The following is a 10,434-nucleotide window of genomic DNA, read 5'->3' on the forward strand; positions in this document are numbered from 1 at the left end:
ATAGAACGGTTGGCTTCGGGGGTTGTACCGCTTATCTCAGCCGGTGGTCATGTTTGGCATCAAGCACCGCCCTCATCACCTCCCTCGCGATCGGTGCCGCGTCCCCGCCCCCGCTGATGTCGCCCCGCACCGCCTCCGCGTCCTCGACCACCACCGCCACGGCCACCTCGGGTTCGATCGCGTCGTCGGACTGGGCCCAGCCGATGAACCAGGCGAAGGGGGTGCCGGAGTTGCCGATGCCGTGTTGGGCGGTGCCGGTCTTGCCGCCGACGGTGGCGTGGCGGAGGGCGGCGTTGGCGCCGGTGCCGTCCTCGACGACGCCGCGCATGAGGTCGCGCAGGCGCCTCGCGGTGGCGGGGTTCATGGCCTGACGGAGGGTGCGCGCGCCCGAGGCGGAGACCGTGCGGCCGCTCGCCGTGGTGGTGCGCTCGACGAGGTACGGCGACCGCACCGAGCCCCCGTTGGCGACGGCCGCCGTGACGAGCGCCATCTGGAGGGGGGTGGCGCGGGTGTCGTACTGGCCGATGGAGGAGAGGGCGAGCTGGGCCCGGTCCATCTCGGTGTCGAAGCTGCTGGGGGCGACCGAGAAGGGGATCCGGAGGCCCGGGTCGTTGAAGCCGAAGGCCCGGGCCGTGTCCGTCATGGCGCCGAGGCCGACGTCCACGCCCAGCTTCGCGAAGACCGTGTTGCACGACCACTCGAAGGCATAGCGCAGGGAGGCGTTCTCGCAGCCCTCGACCTCGTTGGCGAGGGAGGTCGTCGTGCCCGGCAGGGTGTACGGGGCGGGGGAGCGGGTGGGGGCATCGAGGTCCGTGACCACCCCGGCGTCCAGCGCCGCCGCGGCCGTCACCACCTTGAACGTCGAACCCGGCGGATAGGTCTGCCGCACCGCCCGGTTGAGCATCGGCCTGCTCGCATCCCCGTTCAGCCGCGCCCACGCCTCGGCCACCGGGCGCCCGTTGCCGGAGAGCACTCCGGGGTCGTACGACGGTCGGGACACCAGCGCCAGGACGCGCCCGGTGGCCGGTTCGAGCGCGGCGACCGCGCCCCGGCGGGCGCCGAGCCCGAGGTACGCCGCCCGCTGGGCCGCCTCCTGGAGGGTGGTGACGACCTCGCCGCCCGGGTTCTGGTCGCGGGTGACGTCGTTCCACAGGGGGAGGAAGGACAGCAGTGGGTCGCTGCCGTCGAGGACGGAGTCCTTCGCGTGCTCCAGGAACGTCGTCCCGTACACCTGTGAGGCGAAGCCCGTGACCGGTGCGTACAACGGGCCGTCCCGGTACGTCCGTTCGTAGCGAAGCTGCTCCCCCGTGTCCTTCGAGCCGGTGACCGGGCGCCCCTCGACCACGATGTTCCCGCGCGGCTGGCCCCAACGGGCGATCGCCGGGCGGCGGTTGGCGGGATTGTCGTCGTAGGCCCGGGACTGGAAGACCTGGACGCGGGTGGCGTTGACGAGGAGGGCGAGCAGCAGCAGGGCGCAGAGGGCGGCGGCACGGCGGATGTACTTGGTCATGCGCCCCGGCCCTCCGGGCTGTCGTACGGGGCTTGGGGGAGAGGCCCGTGGTCGTACTGTCTCCTGGCGGAGTCGCTCAGCCGCATCAGCAGGGCCACGATGATCCAGTTGGTGACGACGGAGGAGCCGCCCTGCGCGAGGAAGGGCATCGCCATGCCGGTGAGGGGGATGAGACCGGTGACGCCGCCGGCGATGACGAAGACCTGGAGGGCGACGATCGAGGCGAGGCCGGTGGCCAGGAGGCGGCCGAAGGGGTCGCGCAGAGCGAGGCCGGTGCGGTAGCCGCGTTCCACCAGCAGGGCGTAGAGCAGGAAGATCGCGGTGAGACCGGCGAGGCCCAGCTCCTCGCCCGCCGTGGCCAGGATGAAGTCCGACTTGGCGGCGAAGTCGATCAGGATGGAGTGACCCAGACCCAGGCCCGTGCCGAGCAGCCCGCCGGCGGCGAACGCGAAGAGGGACTGGGCGAGTTGGTTGGGGCCCTGGCCCGCCTCGATCGACGCGAACGGGTGCAGCCAGTCCTCGACACGGCTGTGCACATGCGGTTCGAGCCAGCCGACGGCCACCGCGCCCACGCACGCCAGCAACAGCCCCACCGCGATCCAGCCGGTGCGGCCCGTGGCGACGTACAGCATGATCACGAACAGGCCGAAGAACAGCAGCGAGGTGCCCAGGTCCCGTTCCAGGACCAGGACGCCGACGCTGAGCAGCCAGATGGTGACGATCGGGCCGAGGACGCGCCCGGTGGGCAGTTGGAGGCGCTTGAACCGCCAGATCTGGCGCCCGGCGTACGCCAGCGCGTTGCGGTTCGCCGCGAGATAGCTGGCGAAGAACAGCGCGAGCAGCACCTTCGCGAACTCGCCCGGCTGGATGGAGAATCCGGCGATCCGCACCCAGATACGGGCCCCGTTGACCGGCGGGAACAGGATCGGCAGCGCCAGCAGGGCCAGGGCGGCCACCACCGAGACGTACGCGTATCGCTGGAGCACCCGGTGGTCGCGCAGCAGGGCCACGACCGTGATGAACAGCGCCACCCCGAGCGTCGACCAGTTCAGCTGCGCGGGTGCCGCCTGGTCGGCCGGGGTCTCCAGGTCGAGCCGGTGGATCAGCACGAGGCCCAGGCCGTTGAGGAGCACCGCGATCGGCAGCAGCAGCGGATCGGCGTACGGCGCCCGCAGCCGCACCACCAGATGGGCCAGCAGCGCGAGCACGCCGAGCCCGGCGCCGTAATCGGTGGCGCCGGGCGGGACGGTGCCGTTCTTCGCCAGACCGACAGCGCAGTAGCCGTACACGGAGAGCAGGACGGCCACGACGGTGAGGGTGAACTCGACGCCTCGGCGCCGGAGCAGGCGTACGGCGGGCGGCGGGGGCGGGTCCGAAGGATCCGCCGCCAGGGTCGTTCCGGCCTTGGTGGTCATGCCCGGAACTTACCTAAATGGAATGCCTTGTGTGTCTTGTCGCTCAGGCGCCGCACCAGCGTGGCGTCTTGAAGGCCTCGATGGAGCGGGCCGAGCCCCAGGCCCAGGCGCCGTCGACGAGCAGGTACCACTGCCGGCTGCCGTTGACGGTCCGGCCCTCGGCCCTGCGGAAGATCTAGACGATCTCTCCGTAGGGCGCGACCCGGATGACCGCGCCGTCGCGGGGCGGCGCGCTGCGCAGCATCGGACCGGTACGGGCGGCGACCTCCCCCTTGACGATCTGCTTGTTCTCTCGGTGGTCCTCCAGGTCGGCGCCGAGAGCGGGAGTCGTGGCCGCGAAGGCCACGAGAGCGCCACCGGCAGCGGCTATACCGAACCGCATGAGCAAAGTCCGCAGGGACATCGATGCTCCTCCATAAAGGGGGGCGAACACGAACATGACTATTCGCCACGTTAGGAGGAGGGAGGGTGATGCGCCTTTCTCAATGGGCCATCAGGGAAACGCCCCGGTAAGAGGCGCGAGGCTGTTTCTGATGTGCGGCTCCGCCGCGTGGGCGCGATCAGCACCCACTGACCGGCAGGCGTCGCACTGTGGCCACCGCACCCCCGTCCGGAGCGTTCTCGCATTTCGACCACGACCCCGGCACAGCAACAGGCGAGAGGGTCGGAATCCTCGGGCTTCGGTCCCGAGGAGCAAGTCAATCGGCCAGTTCCTCCAACTCCTCCAGGAACCGGACCGTCGCCAGCCCCGTGTGCAGGTACTCCACGAACAGTTCGTTGTGCAGTGCCCACGGCGAACGGCGGGTGCGGATCAGCCGGATCGCGTCCTCGGCGGAGTGCCCGTCGCGGATCAGCGCGTGCGCCACGACCAGACCGGACCGGTTGTACCCGCTGTAGCAGCGGACAAGGACCCGCTTGCCGTCCTCCAGCGCGTCGCACGCCGCCTGCGCCAGCCGCATCACGCCCGCCAGCTGCGTACCGTCCAGGGGCCCGTCCGGGATCGGCCACACATGGTGCTCGACGCCGTCGTCCGGCCCGTACCCCGGTAGCCGCAGCAGGGTCAGCACCAGATCGAACTCATCGCGTACGACCGCGAATTCGACGTCCCCGGTACCGGCCCGCCCCGCGAACTCGTGCCCGCCCATCCACAGCCCCGGCACGATCTCGCTCCACGGTTCGCCCGGAGCCGGAACATCGGGTTGCTTCCTGCGCGTCCGCAACGGCGCCTCCCCTAGGCGGTAGCCCCCTGACGACGGGTCGCCACCTCAAAGGTAGCCGGGTTCTTGCCGATGGAGCACCCCGCCTGTTCCCATGGTCGTGGGGTGATGGTGCATGAGCGGACTGCGCGTCATACCGACATGGCGGCACGGACAGGAGCGCCTGTACGTGTGCCGGACCGACGGGAGGAACATCGCCTGGTACGACCGTGAGGCGGGCCGGGTGAACCTCCTCGACGAGGAGCGCAGAGAGGATGTGCTGGCCGTTCTCGGCCCCTTCATCGCCGGCCCGGTCAGCGTGGGCCCCCCGCCCGTGCCGACCCCCGCCGAGCTGGCCCGGCTGAGCCTCCACCCGGACGACGACCTGGCCCCCAACCGCCCCGGCGAGGCCCTGCTGATCGCCCTCGACCGCGCTCCCGGCCCACCACGCCGGCTGCGTCCCGACCCGCGCCGCCGCGCCCTGGCCGCCGAGCAGACGGTCGGCGACGCGCTGGACCGGCTGGAGGGCGCCGGCTGGCACACCCTGCACTCCGTGCCGCTGCCGGGCGGCGACCGCATCCACCACCTGGTCATCGGCTCCGGGGGCCTGTTCTGTGTCCGGTCCCTCCACGCCCGCAGGCAGCGCGTCGTCGTCACCGACCCCGTGGTCGCCGTCGGCCGACACGAGCCCCGCGCGCTGCTGCGCGGGCTCCGCGCCGACGCCGACCGCGCCTCCTACGCCCTCACCGCCGAGGTCCACCCCGTCCTCGCCCTCGCCGAACCCTCCGCCCTCGACATCACCACACCCCTGCGCGAGGTACGCGTCCTGCGCGACACGGACCTCGCCGAACTCGCCCGCGCGGGTGGGGTGCTGAAGCCGGCGGACGTGGAGGGGCTGCACGCGATGGCCCGGGACCGGCGGACGTGGACCCGGGTGTAGGCCGTCACGGCAGTGGTCGCGCGGCCTCCGGGTCCAGGAGCGGCGCAAGCAGGTCGCCGTAGTCCTGGAGGCGGGGAGCGATGTCCGGGGCCCGGAACATCAGTGGGGCGGGGGAGGCGCACTCCTCGACCTCGGTCCAGGTCACCGGGGCGGAGACGGTCGGTTCGGGGCGGGCGCGCAGGGTGTAGGGCGCGGCCGTGGTCTTGCGGGCGGCGTTCTGGCTCCAGTCGACGAAGACCTTGCCGGGGCGCAGGCTGCGGGTCATGCGGTGGACGACCTGGCGGGGCAGCGCCTTCTCGGCCTCGACGGCGAGCTCCTTGGCGTACTCCGTCACCCGTTCCGAGGACGCCCCGCGCACCGCCGCCAGCAGATGCAACCCCTTCGACCCGGACGTCTTCGCGTACGCCTCGATTCCGTCCGCCGCGAGCCGCTCCCGCAGCCAGCAGGCGACCTCGCAGCACTCGACGACCGTCGCGGGCGTCCCCGGGTCCAGGTCGAAGACCAGCCGGTCGGCCTCGTCGGAGGAGTGGACGGTCCACTGGGGTGTGTGGAACTCGGCGACCTGGTTCGACGCCCACATCAGGCTCGCCAGGTCCTGGACCAGCACCATCCGGGCCGGTCCCTCCATCCGCCGCACCTCGGCGGTGGTGACCCAGTCGGGTGTGCCCGGCGGCACGTTCTTGGTGAAGAAGACCTGGCCGCCCGGTCCGTCCGGGTAGCGCAGGAAGGAGACCGGACGGTCGCGGAGATGCGGCAGCAGGGCGTCCGCGGTCGTGGCGTAGTAGTGCAGCAGCTCGCCCTTGGTGAAGCCCGTCGCCGGGTGGAGGACCTTCTCCAGATTGGAGAGGACGACTCTGCGGCCCTCCACCTCGGTGATCGGTGTCATGGACGCCAGAATCCCATGATTTGGCGCGAATAAGGGCAAAACGCCCGGCGGTCATTCTCCGGCGTGCGCGATCAGGTGCCGACGTGCGTGGTCAGTCTCCGGCGTGCGTGGTCAGGAGCCGGTGTGCGCAGTCCGGAGCCGGCGTGTGCGGTCAGTCTTCGACGTGCGTGGTCAGGAGCCGGCGTGCGCAGTCCGGAGCTGGCGTGTGCGGTCAGCCTTCGACGTACGCGGTCAGGCGCCGACATGCGCGTTCAGGCGCCGATGTCGCCATCAGGAACCCACGTATCCGGCCAGGTGCTCCCCGGTGACGGTCGAGCGGGCCGCGACGAGGTCGGCCGGGGTGCCCTCGAAGACGATCCGGCCGCCGTCGTGGCCGGCGCCGGGGCCGAGGTCGACGATCCAGTCGGCGTGTGCCATGACCGCCTGGTGGTGCTCGATGACGATCACCGACTTGCCGGCGTCGACGAGCCGGTCGAGCAGCCCGAGCAGTTGCTCCACGTCGGCGAGGTGGAGGCCGGTGGTCGGCTCGTCGAGGACGTAGACCCCGCCCTTGTCGCCCATGTGGGTGGCCAGCTTGAGCCGCTGGCGCTCGCCTCCGGAGAGCGTGGTGAGCGGCTGGCCGAGGGTGAGGTAGCCGAGGCCGACGTCCGCCATCCGTTCGATGATCCGGTGGGCGGCGGGGGTGCGCGCCTCACCCGCGCCGAAGAACTCCTCGGCCTCGGTCACCGACATCGCGAGCACCTCGCTGATGTCACGGCCGCCGAAGCGGTACTCCAGCACCGACGCCTCGAACCGCTTCCCCTCGCACTCCTCGCAGGTGGTGGCGACGCTCTGCATGATGGCCAGGTCGGTGTAGATGACGCCGGCGCCGTTACAGGTGGGGCAGGCGCCCTCGGAGTTGGCGCTGAAGAGCGCCGGCTTCACGCCGTTGGCCTTGGCGAAGGCCTTGCGGATCGGATCCGCCAGCCCGGTGTACGTCGCCGGGTTGCTGCGCCGGGAGCCGCGGATCGCGGTCTGGTCGATCGACACCACGCTCTCGTCGGTGGGGATCGAGCCGTGCACGAGCGAGCTCTTGCCGGAGCCGGCGACGCCCGTGATGACGGTGAGCACGCCGAGCGGGATGTCGACGTCGACGTCCCGGAGGTTGTTCGCCTTCGCCCCGCGGATCTCCAGCGTGCCCGTGGGCTTGCGGACCGTCTCCTTCAGGGCGGCCCGGTCGCCGAGATGACGGCCGGTGACGGTGTCACTCGCCCGCAGTCCCTCCAGGGTGCCCTCGAAGCAGACGGTGCCGCCCGCCGTGCCGGCGCCGGGACCGAGGTCCACGACGTGGTCGGCGATGGCGATCGTCTCCGGCTTGTGCTCCACGACGAGCACCGTGTTGCCCTTGTCGCGCAGCCGCAGGAGCAGGTTGTTCATCCGCTGGATGTCATGGGGGTGCAGGCCGATGGTCGGCTCGTCGAAGACGTACGTGACGTCGGTGAGCGAGGAGCCGAGGTGGCGGATCATCTTGGTGCGCTGCGCCTCGCCGCCGGAGAGCGTGCCCGAGGCCCGGTCGAGCGAGAGGTAGCCGAGGCCGATCTCCACGAACGAGTCGAGGGTGTAGTGGAGCTTGGCGAGCAGCGGTGCCACCGACGGATCCTCGATCCCGCGGGCCCATTCGGCCAGGTCGCGGATCTCCATCGCGCAGGCTTCGGCGATGTTGACCTTGCCGATCCGGGAGGAGCGGGCCAGCTCGCTGAGCCGGGTGCCGTCGCAGTCGGGACACTCGGTGAAGGTGACCGCCCGGTCCACGAAGGCCCGGATGTGCGGCTGCATCGACTCGCGGTCCTTGGCGAGGAAGGTCTTCTGCAGCTTCGGGATCAGCCCCTCGTAGGTGAGGTTGACGCCGTTGATCTTCACCTTCGTCGGCTCGCGGTAGAGGAAGTCGTGCCGTTCCTTCTTGGTGTACCTGCGGATCGGCTTCTCCTTGTCGAAGAAGCCCGACTCGGCGATGACCCGCACCACCCAGCCGTCCCCGGTGTAGGTGGGGATGGTGAACGGGTCCTCGGAGAGCGACTTGGAGTCGTCGAACAGCTGGGTGAGGTCGATGTCGGAGACCTTGCCCCGGCCCTCGCAGTGCGTGCACATGCCGCCGGTGCGGCTGAAGGTGACCTTCTCGGTCTTGGTCTTGTCGGCACCCCGGTCGACCGTGAACCCGCCGCTCGCCGAGACCGAGGCGACGTTGAAGGAGTACGCGCCGGGCGGGCCGATGTGCGGCTCGCCGAGCCGGCTGAAGAGGATGCGCAGCATCGCGTTGGCGTCGGTGGCGGTGCCGACGGTGGAGCGCGGGTCGGACCCCATCCGCTGCTGGTCGACGGTGATCGCGGTGGTCAGCCCGTCGAGCACGTCCACTTCGGGCCGCGCCAGGTTCGGCATGAAACCCTGCAGGAAGGCGCTGTACGTCTCGTTGATCAGCCGCTGTGACTCCGCGGCGATCGTGTCGAACACCAGCGAGCTCTTGCCCGAGCCGGAGACCCCGGTGAACACCGTCAGCCGGCGCTTCGGGATCTCGATGCTGACGTCCTTGAGATTGTTCTCCCGCGCCCCGTGCACACGGATCAGATCATGGCTGTCGGCGGCGTGCGGCCCGGGAGACTGCGCCTGCGTCCCCGCCCTCGTGGCCTTGGTCATCGTTCCTCCATCTGTCGTGCGGAGCCGCGTCCCGCGGTCCCCGCCGGCGTCGCCTGACTGGATCCGATCCGCTGGGAACAGTACGTGTGGTTGTGCGTCTTCTGTGTGTCTACGGCGAAGGTCGCGCGGTCGGCGCGTTCACCCGGTCGGCGGTACGGGGCTGGGGTGGGCGGCGGCATCTTCGCTTCCGGGTTTGTGCCTGTGTCTGTGCCAGTGCCAGTGCCTGGAGCTGTGCCTAGGCCTGGGCTCGGAGCCGGAGCCGGAGCCGGAGCCGGAGCCGGAGCCCGACCCGGACCCGGAGCTGGACCCTGGCTTGGATCCCGGCCCTGCGAAGCCCTCCGGACCTCAGACCTCATGCACGCGGATCAGGTTGCCCGCCGGACGCGGACGGCGAAGCCACGGGCGCCGTACAACTGCTTCGGCGGCTCCTGGACGATGGACGTGTCGGGCTGGCCGACCGGTCCGACCGTGATCCAGCGCATCCCGTCGTACCGCCGTCGTTGCGGACCTCGAAGCCGAGGACGTCGCGGTGGAAGGCGAGGGAAGCGTCCGGGTCGTCGTGGCGGACGAAGCTCGCGTTGATGGTGAAACCCATGGCCTTCACGCTAGGCGCGCCCCGCCCACCCACGCTTCTCGAATCCTGACCGATCCGGTGACGGGGGCGGACGGAACCTTCTGACGAAGCCGGACGGGCCCGCTGAGCGGGGTCGTACGGAGCCTGCCGACCGGGTCGTACGGAGCCTGCCGACCGGGTCGTACGGGGGTTCACCGACCGGGGCGTGCGGGGTGCCCGGCGGCCGACGGGCACGGGCGACCGGTCAGAGTTACGGTGTGGACAATCCGGAAGCAGGGACCCGAAAGGTGCGTGCTGCCCGTGCGATCCATCTGGAACGGCGCCATCTCCTTCGGCCTGGTCAGCATCCCGATCAAGCTGGTGAACGCGACCGAGAGCCACTCCGTCTCCTTCCGCCAGGTCCACCTGGAGGACGGCGGACGCATCCGTTACCGCAAGGTCTGCGAGCTGGAGGACCGCGAGGTGACGCAGGGGGAGATCGGCAAGGCGTACGAGGACGCGGACGGCACGATGATCCCGATCACGGACGAGGACCTCGCGTCGCTGCCCATCCCGACGGCCAAGACCATCGAGATCGAGGGCTTCATACCGGCCGAGAGCGTCGACCCGCTCCAGGTCGACGCCGCGTACTACCTCGCGGCGAACGGCGTCCCCGCCGCCAAGCCGTACACCCTTCTCCGCGAGGCGCTCAAACGCAGCGGGAAGGTCGCCATCTGCAAGTTCGCCCTCCGCGGGCGTGAGCGGTTGGGCATGCTCCGGGTCGTGGACGACGTCCTCGCGATGCACGGGCTGCTCTGGCCCGACGAGATCCGTACGACGGACGGGGTCGCCCCCGACGCGAGCGTCACCGTCCGCGACAAGGAACTGGACCTCGCGGACGCCCTCATGGACACCCTGGGCGAGGTCGACCTCGACTCCCTCCACGACGACTACCGCGAGGCCGTCGAGGAACTCATCGCGGCGAAGGCCTCCGGCGAGGAGCCGCCCACCGCCCCTGCCCCGGCCCCGGGCGGCAAGGTCCTCGACCTCATGGCCGCGCTGGAAAAGAGCGTCCGCGAAGCCAAGGAGTCCCGAGGTGAGGACGCCGACATCACCCCCCTCCAGTCCCGCGCCACCCCCAAACAACCCCCGGGCAAGAAGTCCACCACCACAGCCAAGAAGACGGCCGCCTCCCCAAAGAAGTCGACAGCCAAATCGACCGAGCCCACCAAGAAATCAGCCGCCAGAAAATCAACGGCAAAGA

The 10,434-nt window shown here is 70.6% G+C and carries 8 protein-coding genes and 1 pseudogene; 2 read left to right on the forward strand and 7 right to left on the reverse strand.

Features of this window, described 5'->3' with window-relative positions:
• Nucleotides 1-31 precede the first annotated feature (31 nt).
• The 4 genes from ACFU53_RS25070 to ACFU53_RS25085 all read right to left on the reverse strand — a co-directional run bounded on the left by ACFU53_RS25070 (nt 32) and on the right by ACFU53_RS25085 (nt 4,145).
• Nucleotides 32-1,510 (reverse strand): penicillin-binding transpeptidase domain-containing protein, encoded by a 1,479-nt coding sequence (locus ACFU53_RS25070; protein WP_383996479.1) that lies wholly within the window; start codon nt 1,508-1,510, stop codon nt 32-34.
• Nucleotides 1,507-2,925: an FtsW/RodA/SpoVE family cell cycle protein gene (locus ACFU53_RS25075; protein WP_383996481.1), complete on the reverse strand. Its 1,419-nt coding sequence runs from the start codon at nt 2,923-2,925 to the stop codon at nt 1,507-1,509. Before ACFU53_RS25075 ends, ACFU53_RS25070 begins: the two co-directional genes overlap by 4 nt.
• 175 nt (nt 2,926-3,100) lie before the next feature.
• Nucleotides 3,101-3,328, reverse strand: coding sequence for a hypothetical protein (locus tag ACFU53_RS25080; RefSeq protein WP_383996484.1), 228 nt, complete (start codon nt 3,326-3,328; stop codon nt 3,101-3,103).
• 295 nt (nt 3,329-3,623) lie between these two features.
• A complete protein-coding gene (locus ACFU53_RS25085) occupies nt 3,624-4,145 on the reverse strand; it encodes a dual specificity protein phosphatase family protein (RefSeq protein ID WP_383996487.1) in 522 nt (173 codons plus the stop codon).
• Nucleotides 4,146-4,257: 112 nt separating this feature from the next.
• Between ACFU53_RS25085 and ACFU53_RS25090 the strand changes: the two genes are divergently transcribed.
• Entirely contained in the window at nt 4,258-5,061 is an 804-nt protein-coding gene (locus tag ACFU53_RS25090; RefSeq protein WP_383996490.1) for a nuclease-related domain-containing protein, read from the forward strand.
• Between the two features lie 4 nt (nt 5,062-5,065).
• Here ACFU53_RS25090 and ligD read toward each other — a convergent pair whose 3' ends face one another.
• The 3 genes and pseudogenes from ligD to ACFU53_RS25105 all read right to left on the reverse strand — a co-directional run.
• The gene (ligD, locus tag ACFU53_RS25095) at nt 5,066-5,947 is read right to left on the reverse strand and encodes a non-homologous end-joining DNA ligase (protein ID WP_383996493.1); all 882 of its coding nucleotides are present in this window, start codon (nt 5,945-5,947) and stop codon (nt 5,066-5,068) included.
• Between the two features lie 270 nt (nt 5,948-6,217).
• A complete protein-coding gene (locus ACFU53_RS25100) occupies nt 6,218-8,617 on the reverse strand; it encodes an ATP-binding cassette domain-containing protein (protein WP_383996495.1) in 2,400 nt (799 codons plus the stop codon).
• 419 nt (nt 8,618-9,036) lie between these two features.
• Nucleotides 9,037-9,212 (reverse strand): annotated as a pseudogene (locus ACFU53_RS25105) (VOC family protein); the annotation flags it as partial.
• Nucleotides 9,213-9,482: 270 nt separating this feature from the next.
• Here ACFU53_RS25105 and ACFU53_RS25110 point away from each other — a divergent pair.
• Nucleotides 9,483-10,434, forward strand: a 952-nt coding sequence (locus ACFU53_RS25110; protein WP_383996498.1) for a Ku protein, incomplete at its 3' end; no start/stop codon positions are given.

This window comes from Streptomyces sp. NPDC057474 (assembly GCF_042802555.1).
Taxonomy (GTDB): domain Bacteria; phylum Actinomycetota; class Actinomycetes; order Streptomycetales; family Streptomycetaceae; genus Streptomyces.